This window comes from Phenylobacterium sp. (assembly GCF_044371015.1).
Taxonomy (GTDB): domain Bacteria; phylum Pseudomonadota; class Alphaproteobacteria; order Caulobacterales; family Caulobacteraceae; genus Phenylobacterium.
Genome location: NZ_JBILUK010000033.1, coordinates 1 through 20,824, shown reverse-complemented (window position 1 = coordinate 20,824; position 20,824 = coordinate 1). Strand labels below are relative to the sequence as shown.

The window sequence follows — 20,824 nt, the reverse complement described above, 5'->3', positions numbered from 1 at the left end:
GACTTCCGCACCTATCGGGCTGAAGACCCGGAGAACCTGCGATGAGCGGCCTCAGCTACGAGGCCGTTGCGGCCTTCGCCCAGCAAGCCGGCCTGATCTACTTCGGGCTGATTTTCGTGGCCGGCGTTATCTACGCCCTGCGTCTCCGCCATCGCGCGGACTTCGAGCGTCTGGCCAAGCTCCCTCTTGAGGACGATGGCGACCATGTCTGATCGCGAACGCGACGAGCACTCCGGCATGGAGACGACCGGCCACGAGTGGGACGGTATCAAGGAACTGGACACGCCCCTGCCGCGCTGGTGGCTGTGGACGTGGTACGCCACGATCCTCTGGGCGGTGGTGTACTGGATCCTGATGCCGGCCTGGCCGGGGATCACCGGCTATACCCGAGGCCTCCTGGGCCATTCCGATCGCGCCGTGGTGTCGCAAGAACTGGGCGAACTGGCCAAGATGCGCCAAGCCGGCGAAGCCCGCCTGCAGGCCGCCAGCCTGCAGGAGATCGAGGCCAATCCCGAGCTCCAGGCCTATGCCATGCAGGTCGGCCAGTCGGTTTTCGGCGATAACTGCGCCACCTGCCACGGGGCGGGCGGGGCCGGCGCCAAGGGGTATCCGAATCTGCGCGACGATGTCTGGCTGTGGGGCGGTCGGCTTGACGAGATCGCCCGCACACTCCGCGTTGGGGTTCGATCGGGTCATCCGCAGGCGCTCGGTGAAACCGTGATGCCGGCCTTCGGGCGCGACCAGATGCTCACCGACGCGCAGATCTCGGACCTGACCGAGTATGTCGTGGCCCTTTCGGGACGGCGCGCGAACGCGGCCGCGGTGGCGCGGGTGCGCCAGACCTTCGTGGACCAGTGCGCCGCCTGCCATGGCCCGGATGGGCGGGGCGATCGCACGCGGGGCGTGCCGGATCTGACCGATGCCGAGTGGCTGTACGGGTCGGACCGAGGTGCGATCCGCGACCAGCTCTGGAGCGGTCGGAACGGCGTCATGCCCGCCTGGGAAGCGCGGTTTTCCCCTGAGACCATCAAGGCTCTGGCTGTCTATGTGCACGCCAATGCCGGCGGTGAACCCGAGCCGCCGCCCGCGCCCGCCGTCGCCGCGCCCGGACCCGCTGCGCCGGCGACTCCCGTCGCGAAATGAACACCGTCATCGACACAACCCGTCGATCGACCGCCGACAAGGCGCGCGAGAAGGCCAAGGGCGACGGCGGCCTCTACAAGCCGCGCACCCCGATCTATCCCAAGCTGGTTCATGGCCAGTGGCGGCGGATCAAGTGGGCGCTGCTGATCCTGACGCTGACGATCTACTACGTGACGCCCTGGCTTCGATGGGATCGGCCCGGCGCGCTGCCGGACCAGGCGGTGCTGGTCGATTTCTTCGGTGGGCGTTTCTACTTTTTCGGCATCCAGCTCTGGCCGCAGGAGGTTCACTTCATCACCGGCCTGCTGGTGATCGCGGCTCTGGCGCTGTTTCTGGTCACGGCGTTGTTCGGGCGGCTCTGGTGCGGTTACGCCTGCCCGCAGACGGTCTGGACGGATCTCTACATCTATATCGAGCGCGCGTTCGAGGGAGATCGTAACGCCCGCATGCGCCTGGCCGGCGCGCCCTGGTCGTTCGACAAGCTTTGGCGAAAGGGCGGCAAACACGCGGTGTGGCTGGGCGTGGCGTTCGGCACCGGCGGCGCCTGGATCTTCTATTTCCGCGACGCGCCGACGCTGCTGGTCGAGTTCTGGACCGGGCGGGCGCCAATCGAATCCTATGTTTCCTGCGCACTGCTGACCGCCACCACCTACATCTTCGCCGGTCACCTTCGGGAACAGGTCTGCACCTACATGTGCCCCTGGCCGCGCATCCAGGGCGCGATGCTTGACCAGCACTCGCTGCAGGTCACCTACCGGTTCGACCGGGGCGAGCCGCGTGGCGCGCACAAGAAAGGCCAGGGCTGGGAGGGACGGGGCGACTGCATCGACTGCCAGGCCTGCGTCGTCGCCTGCCCGATGGGCATAGACATCCGCAACGGTTCACAACTGGAATGCATCAACTGCGGCCTTTGCATCGACGCCTGCGACGAGATCATGGATCGGGTGGCGCGGCCTCGGGCGCTGATCGCCTATGACACCGACGCCGCGGTCGCCGCGCGCAGCCTGGGTCAGCCGTCGATCTATCGGTTGCTCCGCAGCCGGACGGTCTTCTACGCACTGGCGCTTTGCGTGGTGTCGACCCTGGTCGTCTACGGCCTGAGCGTTCGCTCGCCTCTGGAGGCGCATGCCCTCCGGGATCGGAACCCCACCTTCGTGCGCCTGCACGATGGATCCATTCGCAACGGCTACACGCTGAAAGTCGCCAACCGCACATTCGAGGCCCAGACGGTGGAGATCACGCTGGAGGGCGTGCCCGGCGCGGCGCTGCGCAGTCCTGGCGGCCCGACAGGCGCGCCGCTTCGCGCCGTGATCCCCGCCAACGAGGTGCGCGCGGTCCGCGTGTTCGTCACCGCCGCGCGAGGCCAGGCCGACCAGCCCGCCGCCAAGTTCCTGGTGCGGGGCGCCGGCGCAGAAATTGTCGCAGAGACCACGTTCCTCACTGGCGCGCAGGCTGACTCATGAACCCGACATCACCGCCTCTTCGCCGTCCGTTCGAGATCCGCGGTTGGCATGTCCTGGCAGGCGTGAGCGCCTTCTTCGCCGTGGTGATCGCGGTGAATGTGGTCTTCATGGTGCTGGCCTATCGCACCTTCCCGGGCCAGGTCTCGGTGACGCCCTATGAGGACGGCCTGGTCTTCAACCGCAGGATCGCTGACCTTGAGGCGCAGGATCGCCTTGGCTGGCGCGCGGCGGTATCGACCTCGCCCCGTGAAATCGCCTTGACCGTGGTTGATCGCGACGGCGCCCCGCTCCCGGGCCTGACCGTGACGGGCGCACTCCGGCGACCGGCCACCGAGGCGGGCGCCGTGGTGTTGGCGTTCCGGGAAACCACGCCCGGTCGCTACCTTGCTCCCGTCAGCGGACTCGCCGGGGCCTGGGATTTCTCCGCCAGGGCCGAGGGGCCGGCCGGCGGGCGCCTGACCGCCGAGCGGAGACTGACATGGCCCTGACCTGGGACACCGAGCGGGCCGACCTCTCGGCGTTCCTGCGGCCGCGCGCCGAGGGGCGGACTGGGTTGGACCTGCTGGTGCCTGACGCGAAGTGCGCCGGCTGTCTCTCCAAGATCGAGCGGGAGGTCGCGGGCCTGCCCGGCGTGGCGTCCGCGCGGCTCAACCTGACCCTGAAGCGCCTTTCCGTGGAGTTCGACGGTCGGCGGGCTGACCCCTCGACCGTCGTTCAGCATCTGGGCAGGCTCGGCTATCCCGCCACGCCCTATGACCCTGGCGAGGCGCGCGACGCGCAGGATCGGGAAGGCCGTGAGCTGATCCTCGCCATGGCGGTGGCCGGCTTCGGCGTGATGAACACCATGATGTTCTCGGTGCCGATCTGGGCGGGGCTGTTCGGCCAGGAGTTGGGCCCCGCGTCGCGCACGCTCATGATGTGGTTCTCCGGGCTCGTTGGCGCGCCCTGTGCGATCTACGCCGGCCTGCCGTTCTTCCGCTCGGCCTGGCGCTCCCTAAGGGCCGGCCGGGCCAACATGGACGTGCCCATCTCCATCGGGGTGTTGCTGACCCTGGCCGTCAGCCTATCCGAGACCATCCTGCAGGGTCGGGATGTCTATTTCGACGCGGCGGTTTCCTTGCTGTTCCTGCTGCTCATCGGCCGCTGGCTGGAGCATCGGCTGCGAGCCCGGGCTTCAAGCGCCGCTGCGGATCTGTTGGCGCTGCAGGCGCCTACAGCCACCCTGATCAGCTCGGACGGCGCGCTCGTGGCCCGGCCGCTGTCGGATGTTCACCCGGGTGATCGCCTGCTGGTGCGACCGGGGGAACGGATCCCAGTGGACGGTCGAGTGGTCGAGGGAGCCTCAGATCTCGACACAAGTCTGCTGACCGGTGAAACGACCCCGGCCAGCGTCGCGGTCGGCGCGGAATGTCGGGCTGGGGCGCTCAACCTTTCAGGCGTGCTGACTCTGGTCGCCAGCGCCCGGTCGGAGGACTCGGCCGTTGCGGCCATCGCGCGGCTGGTGGAGGCCGGCGCTCAGTCCAGGTCGCGCTATGTCCGTCTCGCCGACAAGGCGGCGTCGATCTATGTGCCTGTGGTCCACAGCCTGGCGCTGCTAACCTTCGTTGGCGGTTGGCTGGTCGGCCTTGGTCCGCGCGAGGCGCTGATCCGGGCGGCTGCGCTCTTGATCGTCACCTGCCCCTGTGCGCTCGGGCTCGCCGTGCCCGCCGTGCAGATCACCGCCTCGGCGCGCCTGTTCCGACGGGGCGTGCTGGTGAAATCCGGCGCCGCGCTTGAACGTCTGGCCGAGGTCGATCACGTGGTGTTCGACAAGACCGGCGTCCTGACGCGCGGTCGACCGGTTCTGCTGGACCCCGCGCCGGCGGTGATCGCCATGGCCGCGCCGCTGGCTCGCGCCTCGCGGCATCCCCTGGCCCGGGCCGTAGCCGAAGCGGCGGGGCCGCATGGGCCGCTGGCGACGGAGGTCCGGGAAGTAGCCGGTCAGGGCGTCGAAGGGCTGATCGACGGTCGGCATGCGCGGCTCGGTCGCGCGGAGTTTGTGGGCGCCGCCACCAACGACGACGCCACTGAGCTGTGGTTCGGCTTTGATGGCGACACCCGGTTCCGGCTGCGGTTCGCTGACGCGCCGCGGTTCGACGCAACCGAGACGGTGGCTGCGCTTCATGCGCGCGGGTTGACCATTGAGGCGCTCTCCGGGGATCGTTCGGGCGCTGTCGGCGCCACCGCCCGGGCGGTCGGCATCATCGACTGGCAGGCCGGCTGCACCCCTGAAGGGAAAGCTGCGACCATCTCTGGGCTGATCGCCCAGGGTCACAAGGTGCTGATGGTGGGCGACGGCCTGAACGACACCGGCGCGCTGGCGGTCGCACACGCCTCGATGGCGCCCGGCGCGGCGCTGGCGGCCAGCCAGAACGCGGCGGATCTGGTGTTTTCGGGAGAGGGGCTCTCACCAGTCGTGGATGCTGTCGATATCGCCCGTGACGCCCGCGCCCGCGCGCTTGAGAACTTCGCCTTCGCCGCCGCCTACAACCTGCTGGCCGCGCCGGCTGCGATGCTGGGACTGGTCAATCCCTTCGTCGCCGCCATCGCCATGTCAGCGTCCTCGCTGGTGGTGACCCTGAACGCGCTTCGCACGGGATGGCGCCGATGAACCTGGTTATGTTCCTGGCGCCCTTCTCGCTGGGCCTCGGCCTCCTGGCGCTTGGGGCGTTCGTCTGGAGCCTGCGGGCCGGGCAATATGGCGACCCGTCCGGCGACGCCGCGCGAATCCTGGTCGATGACCCGGAGGACCGACCGGCCGATCAGTGATGCGGAGAAGATTTCGCGTCGACGCTTAGGTTGGCCGCGATCAGCTGCTGGATTTTGGCCGTCAGGGTTTCGCCCATGAGCGGCTTCTCGAGAATGGGCGCACCGGCGCTGGCGGCGGCGGCGCGGGTCCGGGGTCCTGGATGACTGGTCACCAGTATGGCCGGGAGTTCGACGCACCGTTCACGAAGCTGGCGCAAGGTTTGGAGCCCCGAGGCGCCGGGCAGGCGTTCGTCAAGCACAAGGCAGGCCGGCGAAGCGGGCGGCTCGCGAAGCAGGAAAGCCTCCCCTGAGGCGAAGGTCTCGACCCGGAACCCTTCCATCTCCAGCGCGAACGCCAGCGCCGTGCGGACGCCGACATCGTCATCGACCACCACGACCGTCGCGCGTTCTGTGGGGGATTGTTCCATTGAGCGAAGGTGGCGCGCCGCAGGCGAGCGCGCCTTGATCTGGCGCAAGATTCAGATTCCGGCGAGCATCGCAATTCGCACCAGATCCGAGATGCCAGTCGCCTGCGTCTTGCGCATGACATTGGCGCGGTACACTTCCACCGTACGCTCGCTGATGCCCAGCTCGAAGGCGATCACCTTGTTCATCTTGCCGTCCACCACCCCCCGCAGCACCTCGCTCTCACGGGTCGATAGCGATTCCAGAAGGGAGGCGTAGCGGCGTCGACCCTCGGCGTTTGCGTCGGCCGGAGCTGCGGCGGCGAGGGCGGTCTGGATCGCCCGGACGAGCGCCTCTTCTTCGAACGGCTTCTCCAGAAAGTCGACCACCCCCGCCCGCATCGCCTCAATCGCCAGCGGCATGTCGCCGTGACCCGTGATGACGATCAAGGGCAGTGGGCAGCGTCGGGCTTTCAGCGCCCGCGCCAGGTCGAGACCGTTCATCCCCGGCATCCGGATGTCGGTCACCACGCAGCCATTGGTTAGCGAATCGGCGACTGCGAGGAAGGCCTCAGCCGATGCATAGGTCGCCGCTGGAATGTCCTTCATCTCCAGTAGGAACCCGACGGAGGCGCGCACCGCCTCGTCGTCGTCGATCAGGTGGACAATCGGTTCAGGCATCCGCGGTCAGGTCCTCCTTCCGTACGGCCGGCAGCGTGAAGTGGAAGGTGGCGCCGCCCTCGGGATTGTTTTCCGCCCAGATCCGGCCGCCATGCGCCTCGATGATCGTTCGCGAGATCGAGAGCCCGATGCCGGTGCCGTCGGGCTTGGTGGTCATGAAGGGCTGGAAGAGCTGACCAGCGGCTTCCGGCTTGATGCCGTGGCCATGATCGCGAACCTGGACTTCGACCATATCGACCTCGACCGATCGGGCTGAGACGCTGACGACCTTGTCGCCCATGCCGTCCATCGCCTCCAGGCCGTTGCGGATCAGGTTCAACGCCACCTGCTGAATCTGGATCTTGTCGACCAGGACGAGATCGACGTCCGGGTCGATCTCCTGACGAATGCGAACGTTGCGTTGACCGGCACCGACCATGGCCAGGGCAGCGGCCTCTTCGAGCAACTGGGGGAGGCCCTCGATCCGACGATCCGCCTCGCCCTTGGCGACGAAGTTCCGGAGGCGGCGGATGATCTGACCGGCGCGGAGGGCCTGATCGGCGCCCTGGGAGATCATGTCCGCCAGACGCGCTTCATCGAGCGGGCGGCGCTTCAGCAGAACGAGGCATCCCTTCATGAAGTTCGCGGCGGCGGTCAGCGGCTGGTTCAGTTCGTGCGCCATGGCCGACGCCATTTCGCCCAGGGCGGTCAGGCGGGAGACGTGGACGAGCTCGCCCTGGACATCCTGCAGCCGTCGCTCCGCAGCCTGACGTTCGGAGAGGTCCCGCACAAAGCCGGTGAAGAAACGCCGGTCGCCCGAACGCATCTCGCCCACCGCCAGTTCGATCGGGAAGGTTGACCCGTCCTTCCTCACACCGGTGACCACGCGGCCGATCCCGATGATCCGCGCCTCGCCTGTGGCGGCGTAGCGCGTGAGGTAACCGTCGTGCTGGCTGCGGTAGGGCTCCGGCATCAGCACCTCGACATTGCGTCCGACGGCCTCCGCCGCCGTCCAACCGAACTTGCGCTCGGCCGCGCTGGAGTACGACTGGATGATTCCCCGTTCATCAATCACGATCATGGCGTCCGGAACGGTGGCCAGGATCGACTCGAGGTGCGCCTCGCGGGCGCGCAGATCCTCAATGCTGCGGCGCAGGATCGCATCCGTCTGCCGCATGCGGCGGCCATAGGCCGCAATCGCCACCGTAAGACCCAGGAAAGCCACAGCCTCGATCAGGTGGCGCATGCCGAAGCCGGCCGAGTCTGAAATCCATATCGCGACAAGAGTGGCGACGACGCCGGCCGCCAGGGTCGGTCCAGCCCCGCCCAGCGCGGCGGCGATGACCAGCGCCGGAACGAACAACAGCAGGCCGGTCTGCGCCTGGAACACGTCGTCCAGACCAATGCGCAAGAGGGCGCAGACGACGACGGCGACCAGCGCGAGGGCATGGGCCGGCCAGACCGTCTGGCGAGCCGGCCCCGAATCCGGCGTCTTCGTCTCGCGCGTCATGAACCGAGGGGTAGGCGCGCCGCCCGACCGTGACAAGCCGGGCCGGGATTGAGGACTCGTCTCAGGCGGCGAGCGCCTCCAGTTCGGACCAGCGCCGAACCTCGAAACGCCGGGTGGACGGGAAGGCGACAATGGCGTCGTCCTGCAGGCGGGTCAGCATGCGGGAAACGGTCTCAATGGTCAGGCCGAGGTAGTCGGCCATATCCTGACGGCTCATGGGCAGATCGACCTGCGGCTCATCCTGGCGGTGCGCAATGGCGGCCAGGAAGCCGGCGACGCGCTCGCGGGCGCCGCGAAGACCCAGCAGCACGACATGCTCCTGCACGCGCTCCAGCTCCCGGCGGGTGGCCTCCAGGATCGCGCGGTCGAGTTCCGCGTCGCCGGCCACGGCGCGCACTGCGGCCCTGCGGACGATGACCACTTCGCAATCGGTCAGGGCTTCGGCGGCGAAGCGATGGGCGGGGCCAGGCTCCAGACCGAATATCTCGCCGGCATAGTAGAAGTCGCCCACCTGGCGGCGGCCATCCACCGTAAGGCGCGTGGTGCGCACGACGCCGCGAACGATCCGAAACAGCAGTTCCACGGCATCATCCTGATCATAGATCGCCGACTCGCGCGTATAGAGCTTTCGCGCGCCCAGCGTCTCGAAAGCGAGATCGAGCGCCGTCCCGCCAGGGGCGGGGGTGGGATCATTGAGGGGCTGGCCGAGGATCATCGCGCTCTCCGGGTTCGATGATCATTGGCTACGCTTCCGCCGCCCCCGGCGAAATTCGGGTCCTCCCCTTAGGTACTGGCACGGAGGCGTGGCGGGACGGGGCCGACCTGGAAGAAAGAGCCTTGGGCGCCGTCCATGGAACGGGTGTTCGGTCACGTGCGATGGGCCGTCGGACTTGACCCGGTCGGCCGTCTCGGCTGCTTCGTTTGTCTGTTGCGAGGTTGGGCTGACAACGGGTTTGGCGGCGCTAACCTGAAGATGCCAACCACGCTGCATCGACCTTCCATGGAGACACCAAGAGATGCCGTTGCCGACGCCGCTGAACGAGACGCTTGTCCGCGACCTGCCGGACAACGGCCCCGTGGTGATGGTCAACTTCCTGCGGTTCCGCGAGCGCTCGATCGACGGCGACGGGACGGGCTGGGACGCCTACGTTCGTTACAGCGCCAACACCGTGCCGATGATCAAGGCGCTGGGCGGCGCCATACTCTGGAGCGGCAATCCCGAAGGCGTGGCGTTCGGCGACCCGTCGACTAGACTGTGGGACTATATCGTCCTTGTGCGGTATCCGTCTCGCGCCGCCTTCCTGTCGATGGTGACCTCCCCGGACTACGCCCGCGGTGACGTCCACCGCGAGAATGGTGTCGAGGATCACCTGATCCTGGCCTCGACCGAAACCTATTCGAAGTTTGGGGTGGGTGGTGACCGGCCGGCCGCCAACTAGCCGGCAAGGTGTATCGCCTTCTTGCCGTCAGCCCGACGGCCGGACGCCTTCTAAGGTATTGATCGGCGCTGCGATCGCCTTTGCGTTATCGCGGCAAAAGGGGAGACCTGCATGATCCGTCTTTTCCTGGCTCTTGTCGCCGCGTCGTTGGCCGCCGGCCCGATCCACGCTCAGGTGGCGCTTAGTCCGGGGACGCCGAGCATACTGTTCTGGACGCCGCAGCAGCAGAGCGAATGGTACCGCCACATCGAGACGGTCTATCGCGTTGAGACGGTGGCGCGGGGCGAAAGGGTCCACCCCCTTTCATCGGCCGGGCGCACCATCGATCCGACCTTCTCGTTCGCCGGCCGCACCTACACGGTCGCAGACTACATGGACGCCTATAAGGTCTCGGGCCTGTTAGTGCTGAGGGACGGCAAGGTGGTGCTTGAGCGCTACGGGATGGGCAGGAAGCCGACAGACCGCTGGACCTCGTTCTCGGTGGCGAAATCGATCACGTCCACTTTGGTTGGCGCGGCCATACAGGACGGCCGGATAAAGAGCCTGAGTTCTCAGGTCACCGACTACATTCCCGAACTCAAAGGCTCGGCCTACGAAGGTGTCACCGTCCGCCAGTTGCTCATGATGAGTTCCGGCGTGCGCTGGAACGAGGACTATGCCGATCCCAACTCCGATGTCGCCCGGGCGGGCGTTGTCGGCGCCGGGCTGGCTTCGTCGGTCCCCGGCATGAACCCCATTGTCGCCTACATGCGCACCCTGCCGCGGGCAAACGCGCCCGGGGCGTACTTCAACTACAATACCGGCGAGACCGATCTCGTCGGCATCCTGGTCTCCAAGGCTACGGGCAAGGGGCTAGCGGCCTACGCGTCGGAGAAGATCTGGAAGCCCTACGGCATGGAGCGCGACGCCCTTTGGGTGGTTGACGGCGCGGGGCAGGAGCGGGGCGGCTGCTGCATATCGATGACCCTCCGCGACTACGGACGTTTCGGTCAGTTCATGCTGGATGGCGGAATGGCGCGTGACCGCCCTGTGCTCCCGCCCGACTGGGCGGTCGAGGCCACCTCCAAGCAGATCGACAACGGTCAGCAGGGCCTAGGCTACGGCTATTTCTGGTGGATGGGACCTGGCGGGGCCTATCAGGCGACAGGAATCTTTGGCCAGTCGATCACCACCTTCCGCCAAGACCGGGTCGTGATCGTCATCAACTCTGCCTGGCCCCGCGCGACGGGCCGTGATCTCAGCGCCGCCCGAGCCGCCCTGATCGAGGCCCTCCACAAGGCGGCCGTCGAGCCCTGATCAGCGGGTCAGTCCAACCGAACGGAGCCGCCAGCCAGGTCCTGCACCGACCGATCGGGGACTCTGTGCGAATGGCCGCCGTCACGCGGTTTAGTGGATGCAAAGGGTAGGGTGTTCCCCGGGTCTCTGCCGATGCTCAAAGCTGGCATGAGTTTGTCCGACAGCGGTTGTTGCTCTTTACCTGCAAGGCCTGCACTTCACTTAGAAGCGACGGGGTCGGGGAGGTTGTGGGGCTGGATTTACCCGCCGCCGCGGCGCCATAGAGACGACTCTCAGAGTCTGGACGAATAATGGACGTAACGAAGACGGCGGCGGTGATCTCAGGGGAGAGCGAGCCCGAGATGGGCTGGACGCTCCCGGCCTATCAGGAGCGGAGCCGCCGGCAGCGCGACCGCCTGATGAAGGCGGGCGAGCGGGTGTTCGCCGAGTCAGGCTTTTGGCAGGCGCACGTCGCCGACATCGCCAAGCGGGCGGGTTGTTCCGTGGGCAGCTTCTACCGTCGCTTTCAGGACAAGGAGGCGTTCTTCTTCGCCCTCCAATCCGACATGGCGGCGCATGCAGAAGCTAACATCGTCAAGTTCTTCACCGACCCGGCTTGCCGGACCGAACCCTTGATGGACGTGTTTCGTCGGCTAACGCGGAACTCGGCGCGGACCATGAAAGGGATCGAGGGCTACTACCGCGCCCTGTTCGAACTCAGCCTCCGGGGCCGCGATGTCTGGCCGCTGATGCGGCGAGTCGAGATGATCGAAGCCGCACAGGTGGTGGATTTGCTCAGGGCGCGGGGCATAGACATGGACCCCGGCAAACAGGACGCAGCTCATCTGGCCATCCGCATGATGCATGGCCAGATTGTATCCAACATCCTGCACGGGCCGGGACCGTACTCGATTGACGACCCGCGACTCCACGAAGAGCTCGCTCTGATGCTCGTGCGATATCTCGGCCTCGAAGATGTAGCGACCGTGTGAGCCGACAGCAGGAATGGCGTTCAGGTGAGCTCAGTCGCGCGTCAGCCAGGAGCGGACGGCGCTGGCCGGGCGTATTGTCGGGCGCCGAAGAGTATGTCGCGGTGTTCGTCGGTGAAGCCCGACAGTCCGCCCTCGATGGTCTCGCGACGCAGGTGCTCCCGGCCGACCTCCATGCCCTGGACGACGGCAGGGCGCGCGCCGATCAGGTCGGCCCACCGCTTGAGGTTAGGATAGTCTGAGGCTCGGGCCTCGACCTGGCGCAGGACGTAGGGATACGTCGCCATGTCGGCCACGGTGTATTCAGCGCCGGCAAGATGCTCGACCTCGGCGAGCCGGTCATCCAGCACGCGCAGCAGTCGGGTGACCTCGTTGGCGTAACGCGTGATCGAATACTCGTGCCGATCCCGGGCGTAGAACGAGAAGTGGGCGTTCTGGCCGAACATCGGCCCGACCCCCGACATTTGGAACATCAGCCACTGCAGACAGATAGCCCGCGCCCGGACGCCTTCCGGGATGAACCGGCCGGTCTGCTCGGCCAGATGCCAGAGGATCGCGCCGGATTCGCACAGCACCAGCGGCGGGCCGCCGTCGGCCGGGGCGTCATCGACGATCACCGGAGTCTTGTTGTTGGGGTTGAGCGCCAGGAACTCGGGCGAGAGCTGGTCGCCCGTGAGAATGTCGATGGGGTGCAGTCGCCAGGCCAAGCCCATCTCTTCGAGACATATGGCCACCTTTCGGGCGTTGGGCGTCGGGCCGCCATAGAGCGTGATCAAGGCGCCATCTCCCTCGCGCGTGTCGTCAGATCTTGAAGGCTTCGAACGTCTCGGGCGCGAACAATTCTTCCGGTTGCAGCCGACGGGCGGAAAGCCCCTGTTCGTGGTGGTAGCGAAGAAAAGTGTCGAGGACGGCGCGATTGCGGTCCAGTCCGTAGGGCCACCAGTCGTCGCCCAACTCGGCCCGCGCATCCTCGACGGCCGCCACCTGCCAGGGCAGCATCGAGGTCATCGCCGAGGTCACGGCCAGATTGTCATAGGTGATCCGCTGCGCCGCGATGAACGCCTTGAACAGCGACCGGGCGATCCATCGGTTGGCCTCGTAGACGTCTCGGCGGATCGCGATCACGTGCATGATCGGGAAGATGCCCGTGCGACGGTAGTAGGCCTTTTCCACACCCACGAAGTCCGGGAACAGCCGTTTCACGTCGTCGGGACGGGAATAGAAGGTGGAAGGCGTCCTGGCCGTATGGAGGGCGTCGATCTCGCCGTCGGCCAGCATACGGGCCAGAGTCTGGTCAGGGCCGATCGGCGTGACGCTGAACCTGGGCGGAAGGCTGAGCTTGAGCTTCTCGTCCCGGCCCGGCTCTTCCTCTCCGCCGGTGAAGTATTGAACGCTCGCCGGATCGACGCCGTAGTCGTCTGCGAGCAGGCCGCGAATCCAGACCGGGGCGGTCATCTGGTATTCCGGCACGCCGATGCGCCGGCCGATCAGGTCCGCCGGTTGCCGGATTCCGCTGCGGGTCGAGACGAAGATGCAGCCATGCCGGAAGAAGCGCGACGGGAAGACCGGTATGGCCACGAAGGCGGGATCGTCACGCAGCAGCGAGACGCAATAGGATGACAGCGACATCTCGGCCGCGTCGAACTCCCGGCCCCGCAGCATGCGGAAGAACGTCTCCTCCACATCGAGCGGCAACAGGTTTAGGTCGATGCCCTCCGGCGCGACCCGGCCATCGGCCAGCGCACGGGTGCGGTCATAGTCCCAGCAGGCCAGGGTCAAACGCAGCTTGCTCACGGCCGATCCTCAAGTTCCGAAATGGCGACCTCGCGTCCTTCGCGGGCGGCGCGCAGTATGGCAAGGCAGATGGCCAGGGTCTCGCGACCCCATTCGCCATTGCGGCGAGCCGGCGCGCCTTCGACCACCGCCGCCCATAACTCGTCGATGACGCCGCGCCGGGTGGCGCCGCTTTGCGGGAGGTCCAGGGTCACGATCCGGCGCTCGGTGGGGGTGTAGACTTCCACGCCTGAGGGGGTGAGGCGCAGGTCGCCTCCCTCGCAGGACACCAGGACAAACCCAAAGTGCTCGTGGCCGGTCACGGGCGGCGGCTCGGGCGCGTGGGACCCGTAGGCGCGGGCTGTCTTCAGCAAGGCCTCGGAATCCGAGGCTTCGAGCCGTTGTCGAGCGAGGCCATAGGCGTCCGCGTCCCGTGCGACGCCGGTCTCGCCGATCCAGTTCATCAGGGCGTCGGTGTCATAGCGTCCATAGCCGGAGTAGGTGAGCACCGCAGAGGCGCCGTCCTCGAACGCCAGGAACGCCTGATAGGCGCCCTCGGTGGGCCGGTCCGGATCCCATCGCCCGGCCGTGGCGCGGACCCGGGTGACCGGCGCGTCCATCAGGCCGCGGATCACGTCGACCTGGTGGACCGCCTGACTGAACACCACGCCGCCGCCCAGGGCGGTATCGAGTTCCTGAGGGCGACGCGGGCGGTAGAGAAAGTCGGTATAGGTCAGCATGGTCGCCATGCGCGGGCGGCCGAGCGCACCGGAGTCGATGAAGTTCGTCGCCCAGGCCGCCGGCGGGTCAAAACCGTGACTGGGCCCGACCAGCAGCTGAACGCCGGCCCGAGCCGCGGCGTCGATCATCGCCCGGCAGGAGGCCAGATCCAGCGCCATGGGCTTTTCGACCAGGATATGCTTGCCCGCCTCCGCGGCCTGGATCGCCAGCTCAACGTGGCTCTCATGCGGGGTCGCGATGTAGACCACCTCCACCGCGGGATCGGCGAACAGCATCCCGGCGGTCGGATAGACCTCGCCGCCGAACTCGGCCTGGAAGGCCGTGCGGGCCTCGAGACGCGGATCGGCGGCGGCGACGAGCCGGATGCGCGGATCCGCAGCCAGGGTGCGACGGCTCAGTTCAAAGCCTCGGCTCAGGCCGACAACCCCCATACGGAGCACACGGTCAGCCATTCTTTGGGACAGTCTCTCCAAGCGGTCGTCTGGACTCGCGTCGTATCGACAACCTAAGTTACTTCGTCATCTAAGTTTTGCAACGACCCTGCAGGGAACGCCGATGAGACCCGCCGACAATGAACTCCTATGCCGCGTGGAAGGAGACGCGGGCATGGGTCAGGTGATGCGCCAGCACTGGCTGCCAGCCTGCATGTCGGAGGAGGTGGCCGAGCCCGATGGCGCGCCCGTGCGCGCCCGTCTGCTGGGTGTCGACCTGGTGGTGTTCCGTGACAGCCTGGGACGTATCGGCGTGCTGGACGAACGTTGCCCGCACCGGGGCGCCTCGCTGGCCTTCGGACGAAACGAAGAGTGCGGGCTCCGGTGTCTCTATCACGGCTGGAAGTTCGGGGTGGACGGCGCGATCCAGGAAATGGCTTCGGAGCCGGAGGGCAGCCGCATGGGCGCGGTGAAAGCCAGAGCCTATCCGGTCCAGGAGGCCGGAGGTTTCGTCTGGGTCTGGATGGGCGGGGTTGACGCGGTTCGACCCTTCGAAGCGCCGCCCTGGGCGCCCACGCCGACCACGCGGACCTCGATCGTCAAGATACATGCCGCCTGTAACTGGGCGCAGGTTCTTGAGGGGTCGATCGACAGCGCCCATTCGTCCAGCCTGCATTCCACCAACATGCCCACCGCAGAGGTGGAAGGCTCAACGGCGACGGAGACCGCCTGGCTCCGACCTTCGAACGACAAGGCTCCCAAGCTGGAGGTCGAGGCCACCGACTACGGCTTTCATTACGCTGCTCTCCGCCGGCCGATCCGCAATCCGGAGACTCACGTCTATGTCCGCACCACCGTGTTCATCGCACCGTTCACGGTGCTGATCCCGCCGAATGACCAGTACAATCTGGCCCAGATGCTGGTGCCCATCGATGACGTGAACTGCATGTTCTACTGGATCGCCTGGCATCCGACGCGGGGCATCAGTCAGGAGGCCTGGCGCCGGTTCTGCGCCGCCGAGGTCGGACCCGACCTCGACACCGATTTCCGGAAGCTCCGCAACCTGGCGAATGGGTATCAGCAGGACAGAGCGGCCATGAGGGCCGGGGACTTCACCGGCATAAAGGGCATCCCGGCGCAGGACATGGCGATGTGGGAGAGCATGGGGCCTATCGCTGACCGCAGCGCCGATCATCTGGGCGCCAGCGATGTCGCCATCATCCAGTTCCGCCGCCAAATGGTCGCGGCGGCAAAGAGTGCGGCCGCCGGCGGACCTGTGATCGGGACATCCAGCACCGCCCGACGGACCGACCTGGCCTCGTACGAGGGCCTGGTCGAGAAGACCGCCGACTGGCGTGTGTTCACCACCCGGCGAACGGCTGAAGCGCACGCCGCCGAGTAGCGGGCTCCCGGCCGGCTTTGACAACACGCCGGAACCATCCCAGTGAGAACGCTCAAACCGATCGGGAGTGGTGAGCGCGGTGACCGCAGGCAATGATGTCAGGCACTTGCTGCTGTCGCTGCTCAGAGGTTTCTACTGGTTTGATGAAGGGCTGCAGAACTATCTGCAGGCCCGCGGCTGGCCGGTGGTCACCCGCCCCCAGTCCATGGTCATGGCCAATCTGGTGCTCGGCGTCCGCCGACCTTCGGATATCGCCCGCAATATGGGCGTGAGCCGCCAGGCCATCCACGCGACGATCGGCCAGATGGTCGAACTGGGCATTGTGGAGCTGATCGATGACCCGTCGAATGGGCGCATCAAGATCGTCAAGCCGACCCGCATGGGCGACACCATGCGGGTCGACGCGCAGCGATCAATGATCATCATGGCCGAGGAATTGGGCCGCCGCGTGGGGGCCGGACGGCTGCTGACCGCCGCGCGGGTTCTCGACGCTGACTGGGGCGCCCCCATGGCGTTCCGGCCCGAGGACGTCGCCAACGATCGATAGACCCGAAGCCGGCGCTCAGCGGCGGGTCCGGACCCAGTCGCAAAGCAGGTCGGCCATGTCGTCGCGCACCTTGCGGCTGTCCTCGAAGTAGTGGGCGCCCCGGATCAATTGCAGCGCTTTGTCGGACGTGCCGATGCTGTTGTGGATCTTGTGTGCGTCACTGGGGAAGACTCCGGTGTCGGCGAGGCCTTGAACCACGAGGCAGGGAAGGTCGAATTTGGCCAGTTGCTCGCCGCCCTGGCACTTCGAGGTCTCCAGGCTCCACATCGAGAGCCAGGTCTTCAGGTAGTTGGCTCGGCCGATAGATGGCGAACGGTTGGCGATGGCGGGGTGGCCCCGATAGCACATCGGCGTCTGCCGTTCGGACGGATCGATGCTCCCATCCATCATCCGCAGATCGCCCCAGCAGCGGAACAGCGGGAACAGTCGGTCGGGGACCCCGGCGGCGTTGAGGCGCGCCAGCTCGGCCTTGGCCCAGTCGGTGATGCGCTGGTTCCGGGCCCGCTGGGCGGCGCGATAGCGGGTGATGAACTCGGGCGAATAGGGTGGGCCATTGTCGGGGTTGAAGGGGTTCAGGCTCTCATCGGTGGCGACGGGATCGAATTCGTCGACCACCGAGGCGTCCATCCAGTCGGTCAGCACTTCGGGCCGGCCCTGGTGCGCGTTGAGCGAGATGTAGAGGTCGGCGCGCGGCAGTGTGTTGAGCGCTTCCAGCCCCTTGCCCGATACGAGGTCGCCCAGGGTCGGCGCGATCGCCTCGGCCTGGTAGGCGCCCATCAGCGAGCCGCCACCCGAATTGCCGAGAATGACGATGGTCTCGACGCCCGCCTGCTCACGCAGCCAGCGCATGCCGACGCCGATGTCGATCACCGCATGCTCCAGCAGGAACTGGTCCTCCGCACCGCGATAGCGGGTGTTCCAGCCCAGGAACCCGTAGCCTCGTGCGGCCAGGTAGGGGGCGATGTAGTGCTCGGAGAAATCGACGTTGTAGTGGGTGGCGATGAAGGCGGTTTTCGGCCGTTGGCCCTTAGGCGTTGTGTAGATTCCCTGACAGGGATGGCCGCCCGCCTGGATGCGCGGGGCGGTCGGCGAAACGACACCGATGAATTGGCGGTCAACCTTGGCCAGCAGGTCGCTGTCGTCCATGTCCTGAAATCCCCCTCTGCGCGATGGCCGCCCGATTTCGCGGCCCGTCTATGCTTCGTAATCTAATCAATATCGCCACATCGACCCGGCGCAAGGCGCTTTAGACAGCGGAATCGGTTGGGGGATCATCGCCCAGGTCCGCCGAAAGGTTGCGGCCCACCTGGGACAGGGCCTTGCGCAGAATCTCGACCTCGGAATCGGAGAGACCGGCGAGCGCGACGTCGTTGACCTCGGCCACCGCCGGCAGCAGCGTCGCCTCAAGGCGTTTGGCTTCCGGTGTCAGGAACACATGCACCTTGCGGCGATCCTCAAGGTTCTTCGTGCGCACGACGAAACCGCTGCGCTCCAGGCTCTTCAGGGCGATAACCGTGGTCGGCTCGCGCATGCCGACCCGGCGGCTCAGCTCGCGTTGCGTCAGGCCGTCCTCGCGCCAGAGCACCCGCAGGAATCGCCACTGACCGCTCGATACGCCGTACGGCGCCGTCCGCGACTCCAACGCCCGGGAGAACGATCGAAAGGCGATGCGCGTCAGATAGCCGATGCTGTTGGCGGGATCGGCGTAGATTTGGATGTCGCTCATGGTCAGACCATTCCACTGCCGCCCGCTCCCGGCAATCGCGCCATTGACAGGCCCGCGTCCGCGCCCCTACCGAACAGATAGAATACTAACGAATGGGGACGCCTCATGTTGTTGCCGGGTCTGCCGCTTTTGCCGACCACGATCGTGGGCAGCTACCCCCAGCCTGACTGGCTGATCGACCGCGAGGGGCTGAAGAGCCGGTTGCCGCCGCGGGTGCGCGCACAGGAACTCTGGCGCATCAAGGATCCCCAACAGTTGGCCGACGCTCAGGAGGCGGCGACCCTGGTGGCCATCAGCGACCAGCGTCTGGCGGGCATCGACATTGTCGGCGACGGCGAGATGCGGCGGGAAAGCTACTCAAATCGCTTGGCGACCGCTCTGGCCGGCATCGAGACCGACCCGCCCGGCATGGCCATGGACCGCACCGGCGCCATGAACCCCGTACCCCGCGTCGCCGGACCGATCCGCCGCACCGGTCCCATCGAGGCCCAGGACGCTGCGTTTCTGAAGTCGCGTGCGGGCGGACCGGTGAAGATCACCATTCCCGGCCCCTTCACCATGACCCAGCAGGCCCAGAACGATTACTATCCGGACGCCCGGTCGCTGGCCCTTGACTACGCCGATGCGGTCAACGCCGAAGCCCGCGATCTGTTCGCCGCCGGGGTCGACATCGTGCAGCTGGATGAACCCTACCTTCAGGCCAAGGCCGACGAGGCGCGGGCGTTCGCCATCGAGGCCATCAACCGGGCGGTCAAGGGCGTCGGCGGCCTGACCGCATTACACATCTGCTTCGGCTACGCCTACGTCCACAAAGGCGCCGCCAAGCCGGGCGGCTACGCCTTCCTGGAAGAACTCGAAGCCTCAGACGTCGACATCATCTCGATTGAGGCGGCCCAGCCCAAGCTGGATCCCTCGATTCTGCGGGAGCTGCCCTCGAAGTACATCATGTACGGCGTCATCGACCTGAACGACCCGAACATCGAGACGGCCGAGACTGTCGCCGCCCGTATCCGACAGGCTCTGCCCTTCATCGACGCGGAGCGCCTGATCATCGCGCCAGACTGCGGCATGAAATACCAGAGCCGCGAGGTGGCGTTCGGCAAGCTAAAGGCCATGGCCGACGGCGCCGCGATCGTTCGGAGAGAGTTGGCGGGCTAGAGTCGTTCGTCGAGCCAGCGGATCAGAAGCTGGTTGGTCTGGTCAGGCCGTTCCAGGGTCGGCAAGTGGCCGCAATCGGGGATCACCTCCAGCCGGGCGCCGGCGATGCCCGCGAGCATCTCCGCCTGATGCGCCTCGGTGGTGATGCCGTCGCCGTCGCCACGGATCAGCAGGGTCGGAACCTTAATCGCCGCAAGAGAGGGTCGACTGTCGAGCCGGCTCATGATCGCGCGTTGCTGGCGCAGAAATGTCTCCGCCCCGGTATCAGAGGCCATCCGCCGCACCACGGCCAGAAGCTCATCATCGCCCCGCCGGTCGGGATGGACCAAAATCGGGATGCGTTCCTCAACGACCTCGTCGAACCGCCCGGCTTCGACCAGCCGAATGTAGCCCTGGCGGCGCTCGGTCTGAGCGGGGCCGTCGTTTGGGGCCAGGGAGGCGATGAGCACGAGGCTCCGCACGCGCTCGGGCGCCCGGCGCATCACCTCGAAGGCGGTGAAGCCGCCCATGGCGTGGGCGATCAGATGGAACCGCGGCGGCGCGGCCTCCATCAAGCGCATCGCCATGCCGGCAATGGTGTCGTCCTGCGTATGGTCGGCATGGATCAGATCGCAAGCGGGCGCGAGCGCGGTCATCTGAGGCGCCCAGACCGCCTCCGTCAGCAGCTGGCCAGAGGCGAAGACAACGGACGGGCGCGACATCAGACCACCTGGTGCAACAGCGGCTCGCCGGCCGCGAGCCGGCGGCAGTTCTCAAACGCGACGCCAAGGCTGCGATCCAGGGTCTCGGGCGTCAGCCAGGCCATGTGCGGGGCGACCACGACATTGGGGAGCGCCAACAGGGGATTGGCGGGATCGACCGGCTCCTGCGCGAACACGTCCAATCCGGCGCCGCGCAGGCGGCCGGAGGACAAGGCGACGAGCAGGGCCGCCTCGTCCACAAGACCACCCCGCGCGGTATTGATCAGCACAGCCCCGGGTTTCATGGCGGCCAGGGTCTTGGCGTCGATGAGTTTCTCGGTCTCGTCGGTCAGGGGAAGGTGAAGGGACACGATGTCGGCCTCGGCCAGTAATGCGTCCAGTGGTGTGAACCGCCCAGGCAATTCGGGCTTTTCGCTGCGCGCGGTGTAGATGACCCGGGCGCCCAACGCCTCCAGCGCGGCCCCCAGGCGCGAGGCTGAAGCGCCGTAGCCGACAAAGCCCACCGTTCGCCCACCGAGTTCGCCGACGCCGTCGATAAGGCTGGCGTCAGGCGACCAGCCCTCACCGCGTCGGGTCAAAGGGTCGAGGTACGAAAGCCGCCGCAGCACCGCCAGCATGAGGGCCAGGGCCATCTCGGCCACCGCCTGGCTGTTGGTCCCGGGCATATTGCAGACG

23 protein-coding genes are annotated in these 20,824 nt (G+C 66.8%); 12 read left to right on the top strand and 11 right to left on the bottom strand.

The window, feature by feature from the left end; translation table 11 throughout:
- Positions 1–41: 41 nt before the first annotated feature.
- The 6 genes from ACIQ3R_RS04890 to ccoS are packed head-to-tail and all read left to right on the top strand — an operon-like array spanning position 42 to position 5,414.
- The gene (locus tag ACIQ3R_RS04890) at positions 42–212 is read left to right on the top strand and encodes a cbb3-type cytochrome c oxidase subunit 3 (RefSeq protein WP_397415750.1); all 171 of its coding nucleotides are present in this window, start codon (positions 42–44) and stop codon (positions 210–212) included.
- A complete protein-coding gene (gene ccoP / locus ACIQ3R_RS04885) occupies positions 205–1,143 on the top strand; it encodes a cytochrome-c oxidase, cbb3-type subunit III (protein WP_397415748.1) in 939 nt (312 codons plus the stop codon). The genes ACIQ3R_RS04890 and ccoP overlap by 8 nt, the downstream gene beginning before the upstream one ends.
- Positions 1,140–2,606: a cytochrome c oxidase accessory protein CcoG gene (gene ccoG, locus ACIQ3R_RS04880; protein ID WP_397415746.1), complete on the top strand. Its 1,467-nt coding sequence runs from the start codon at positions 1,140–1,142 to the stop codon at positions 2,604–2,606. Before ccoP ends, ccoG begins: the two co-directional genes overlap by 4 nt.
- Entirely contained in the window at positions 2,603–3,094 is a 492-nt protein-coding gene (locus ACIQ3R_RS04875) for a FixH family protein (RefSeq protein ID WP_397415744.1), read from the top strand. Before ccoG ends, ACIQ3R_RS04875 begins: the two co-directional genes overlap by 4 nt.
- Entirely contained in the window at positions 3,085–5,256 is a 2,172-nt protein-coding gene (locus tag ACIQ3R_RS04870; RefSeq protein ID WP_397415742.1) for a heavy metal translocating P-type ATPase, read from the top strand. Before ACIQ3R_RS04875 ends, ACIQ3R_RS04870 begins: the two co-directional genes overlap by 10 nt.
- Positions 5,253–5,414 (top strand): cbb3-type cytochrome oxidase assembly protein CcoS, encoded by a 162-nt coding sequence (ccoS, locus tag ACIQ3R_RS04865; RefSeq protein ID WP_397415740.1) that lies wholly within the window; start codon positions 5,253–5,255, stop codon positions 5,412–5,414. Before ACIQ3R_RS04870 ends, ccoS begins: the two co-directional genes overlap by 4 nt.
- Here ccoS and ACIQ3R_RS04860 read toward each other — a convergent pair.
- From ACIQ3R_RS04860 to ACIQ3R_RS04845, 4 genes are all read right to left on the bottom strand, one after another.
- Positions 5,408–5,821, bottom strand: a complete 414-nt coding sequence (locus ACIQ3R_RS04860; protein WP_397415738.1) for a response regulator transcription factor — start codon at positions 5,819–5,821, stop codon at positions 5,408–5,410. The two genes, ccoS and ACIQ3R_RS04860, sit on opposite strands and share 7 nt — an antisense overlap.
- A gap of 51 nt (positions 5,822–5,872) precedes the next feature.
- On the bottom strand, positions 5,873–6,478 hold the full coding sequence (gene fixJ, locus ACIQ3R_RS04855) for a response regulator FixJ (RefSeq protein ID WP_397415736.1): 606 nt from the start codon (positions 6,476–6,478) through the stop codon (positions 5,873–5,875).
- A complete protein-coding gene (locus tag ACIQ3R_RS04850; RefSeq protein ID WP_397415733.1) occupies positions 6,471–7,967 on the bottom strand; it encodes a PAS domain S-box protein in 1,497 nt (498 codons plus the stop codon). Before ACIQ3R_RS04850 ends, fixJ begins: the two co-directional genes overlap by 8 nt.
- 61 nt (positions 7,968–8,028) lie before the next feature.
- Entirely contained in the window at positions 8,029–8,682 is a 654-nt protein-coding gene (locus tag ACIQ3R_RS04845) for a helix-turn-helix domain-containing protein (RefSeq protein WP_397415731.1), read from the bottom strand.
- 301 nt (positions 8,683–8,983) lie between these two features.
- Between ACIQ3R_RS04845 and ACIQ3R_RS04840 the strand changes: the two genes are divergently transcribed.
- The 3 genes from ACIQ3R_RS04840 (at position 8,984) to ACIQ3R_RS04830 (ending at position 11,673) form a co-directional block, all read left to right on the top strand.
- Positions 8,984–9,406 (top strand): DUF1330 domain-containing protein, encoded by a 423-nt coding sequence (locus ACIQ3R_RS04840; protein ID WP_397415729.1) that lies wholly within the window; start codon positions 8,984–8,986, stop codon positions 9,404–9,406.
- A 111-nt stretch (positions 9,407–9,517) separates the two neighbouring features.
- Positions 9,518–10,702: a serine hydrolase domain-containing protein gene (locus ACIQ3R_RS04835; protein WP_397415727.1), complete on the top strand. Its 1,185-nt coding sequence runs from the start codon at positions 9,518–9,520 to the stop codon at positions 10,700–10,702.
- 290 nt (positions 10,703–10,992) lie between these two features.
- Positions 10,993–11,673, top strand: coding sequence for a TetR/AcrR family transcriptional regulator (locus ACIQ3R_RS04830; RefSeq protein ID WP_397415725.1), 681 nt, complete (start codon positions 10,993–10,995; stop codon positions 11,671–11,673).
- A 41-nt stretch (positions 11,674–11,714) separates the two neighbouring features.
- Here ACIQ3R_RS04830 and ACIQ3R_RS04825 read toward each other — a convergent pair whose 3' ends face one another.
- The 3 genes from ACIQ3R_RS04825 to ACIQ3R_RS04815 are packed head-to-tail and all read right to left on the bottom strand — an operon-like array spanning position 11,715 to position 14,636.
- Positions 11,715–12,446, bottom strand: coding sequence for a glutathione S-transferase family protein (locus ACIQ3R_RS04825; protein ID WP_397415723.1), 732 nt, complete (start codon positions 12,444–12,446; stop codon positions 11,715–11,717).
- Positions 12,447–12,471: 25 nt separating this feature from the next.
- Complete coding sequence (locus ACIQ3R_RS04820; RefSeq protein ID WP_397415721.1) at positions 12,472–13,464, bottom strand: ABC transporter substrate-binding protein; 993 nt, start codon at positions 13,462–13,464, stop codon at positions 12,472–12,474.
- Positions 13,461–14,636, bottom strand: coding sequence for a Gfo/Idh/MocA family protein (locus ACIQ3R_RS04815; RefSeq protein WP_397415718.1), 1,176 nt, complete (start codon positions 14,634–14,636; stop codon positions 13,461–13,463). Before ACIQ3R_RS04815 ends, ACIQ3R_RS04820 begins: the two co-directional genes overlap by 4 nt.
- A 154-nt stretch (positions 14,637–14,790) precedes the next feature.
- Here ACIQ3R_RS04815 and ACIQ3R_RS04810 point away from each other — a divergent pair, with 154 nt between their 5' ends.
- On the top strand, positions 14,791–16,017 hold the full coding sequence (locus ACIQ3R_RS04810; RefSeq protein ID WP_397415716.1) for a Rieske 2Fe-2S domain-containing protein: 1,227 nt from the start codon (positions 14,791–14,793) through the stop codon (positions 16,015–16,017).
- A gap of 70 nt (positions 16,018–16,087) precedes the next feature.
- Positions 16,088–16,564, top strand: a complete 477-nt coding sequence (locus tag ACIQ3R_RS04805; protein WP_397415714.1) for a MarR family winged helix-turn-helix transcriptional regulator — start codon at positions 16,088–16,090, stop codon at positions 16,562–16,564.
- Positions 16,565–16,579: 15 nt separating this feature from the next.
- On the opposite strand, the gene ACIQ3R_RS04800 is transcribed toward ACIQ3R_RS04805, so the two are convergent.
- Together ACIQ3R_RS04800 and ACIQ3R_RS04795 are read right to left on the bottom strand one after the other, a co-directional pair.
- Positions 16,580–17,710 carry a hypothetical protein gene (locus ACIQ3R_RS04800; RefSeq protein ID WP_397415712.1) on the bottom strand — a complete coding sequence of 377 codons (1,131 nt, stop codon included), beginning with the start codon at positions 17,708–17,710 and terminating at the stop codon, positions 16,580–16,582.
- 100 nt (positions 17,711–17,810) lie between these two features.
- Entirely contained in the window at positions 17,811–18,290 is a 480-nt protein-coding gene (locus tag ACIQ3R_RS04795) for a MarR family winged helix-turn-helix transcriptional regulator (RefSeq protein ID WP_397415709.1), read from the bottom strand.
- Between the two features lie 105 nt (positions 18,291–18,395).
- On the opposite strand from ACIQ3R_RS04795, the gene ACIQ3R_RS04790 reads away from it, so the two are divergent.
- The gene (locus tag ACIQ3R_RS04790; protein WP_397415707.1) at positions 18,396–19,448 is read left to right on the top strand and encodes a hypothetical protein; all 1,053 of its coding nucleotides are present in this window, start codon (positions 18,396–18,398) and stop codon (positions 19,446–19,448) included.
- On the opposite strand, the gene ACIQ3R_RS04785 is transcribed toward ACIQ3R_RS04790, so the two are convergent.
- Together ACIQ3R_RS04785 and ACIQ3R_RS04780 are read right to left on the bottom strand one after the other, a co-directional pair.
- Positions 19,445–20,083: an alpha/beta fold hydrolase gene (locus tag ACIQ3R_RS04785; protein WP_397415705.1), complete on the bottom strand. Its 639-nt coding sequence runs from the start codon at positions 20,081–20,083 to the stop codon at positions 19,445–19,447. The two genes, ACIQ3R_RS04790 and ACIQ3R_RS04785, sit on opposite strands and share 4 nt — an antisense overlap.
- Before the next feature lie 65 nt (positions 20,084–20,148).
- The coding region (locus ACIQ3R_RS04780) for a 2-hydroxyacid dehydrogenase (protein WP_397415702.1) at positions 20,149–20,824 on the bottom strand (676 nt) is incomplete at its 5' end.

Bases quoted from the DNA above. Each gene is read 5' to 3' on its own strand.
- ACIQ3R_RS04890 (WP_397415750.1), top strand. From the start codon at position 42: ATGAGCGGCCTCAGCTACGAGGCCGTTGCGGCCTTCGCCCAGCAAGCC.
- ccoP (WP_397415748.1), top strand. From the start codon at position 205: ATGTCTGATCGCGAACGCGACGAGCACTCCGGCATGGAGACGACCGGC.
- ccoG (WP_397415746.1), top strand. From the start codon at position 1,140: ATGAACACCGTCATCGACACAACCCGTCGATCGACCGCCGACAAGGCG.
- ACIQ3R_RS04875 (WP_397415744.1), top strand. From the start codon at position 2,603: ATGAACCCGACATCACCGCCTCTTCGCCGTCCGTTCGAGATCCGCGGT.
- ACIQ3R_RS04870 (WP_397415742.1), top strand. From the start codon at position 3,085: ATGGCCCTGACCTGGGACACCGAGCGGGCCGACCTCTCGGCGTTCCTG.
- ccoS (WP_397415740.1), top strand. From the start codon at position 5,253: ATGAACCTGGTTATGTTCCTGGCGCCCTTCTCGCTGGGCCTCGGCCTC.
- ACIQ3R_RS04860 (WP_397415738.1), bottom strand. From the start codon at position 5,821: ATGGAACAATCCCCCACAGAACGCGCGACGGTCGTGGTGGTCGATGAC.
- fixJ (WP_397415736.1), bottom strand. From the start codon at position 6,478: ATGCCTGAACCGATTGTCCACCTGATCGACGACGACGAGGCGGTGCGC.
- ACIQ3R_RS04850 (WP_397415733.1), bottom strand. From the start codon at position 7,967: ATGACGCGCGAGACGAAGACGCCGGATTCGGGGCCGGCTCGCCAGACG.
- ACIQ3R_RS04845 (WP_397415731.1), bottom strand. From the start codon at position 8,682: ATGATCCTCGGCCAGCCCCTCAATGATCCCACCCCCGCCCCTGGCGGG.
- ACIQ3R_RS04840 (WP_397415729.1), top strand. From the start codon at position 8,984: ATGCCGTTGCCGACGCCGCTGAACGAGACGCTTGTCCGCGACCTGCCG.
- ACIQ3R_RS04835 (WP_397415727.1), top strand. From the start codon at position 9,518: ATGATCCGTCTTTTCCTGGCTCTTGTCGCCGCGTCGTTGGCCGCCGGC.
- ACIQ3R_RS04830 (WP_397415725.1), top strand. From the start codon at position 10,993: ATGGACGTAACGAAGACGGCGGCGGTGATCTCAGGGGAGAGCGAGCCC.
- ACIQ3R_RS04815 (WP_397415718.1), bottom strand. From the start codon at position 14,636: ATGGCTGACCGTGTGCTCCGTATGGGGGTTGTCGGCCTGAGCCGAGGC.
- ACIQ3R_RS04810 (WP_397415716.1), top strand. From the start codon at position 14,791: ATGGGTCAGGTGATGCGCCAGCACTGGCTGCCAGCCTGCATGTCGGAG.
- ACIQ3R_RS04800 (WP_397415712.1), bottom strand. From the start codon at position 17,710: ATGGACGACAGCGACCTGCTGGCCAAGGTTGACCGCCAATTCATCGGT.
- ACIQ3R_RS04795 (WP_397415709.1), bottom strand. From the start codon at position 18,290: ATGAGCGACATCCAAATCTACGCCGATCCCGCCAACAGCATCGGCTAT.
- ACIQ3R_RS04790 (WP_397415707.1), top strand. From the start codon at position 18,396: ATGTTGTTGCCGGGTCTGCCGCTTTTGCCGACCACGATCGTGGGCAGC.
- ACIQ3R_RS04785 (WP_397415705.1), bottom strand. From the start codon at position 20,083: ATGACCGCGCTCGCGCCCGCTTGCGATCTGATCCATGCCGACCATACG.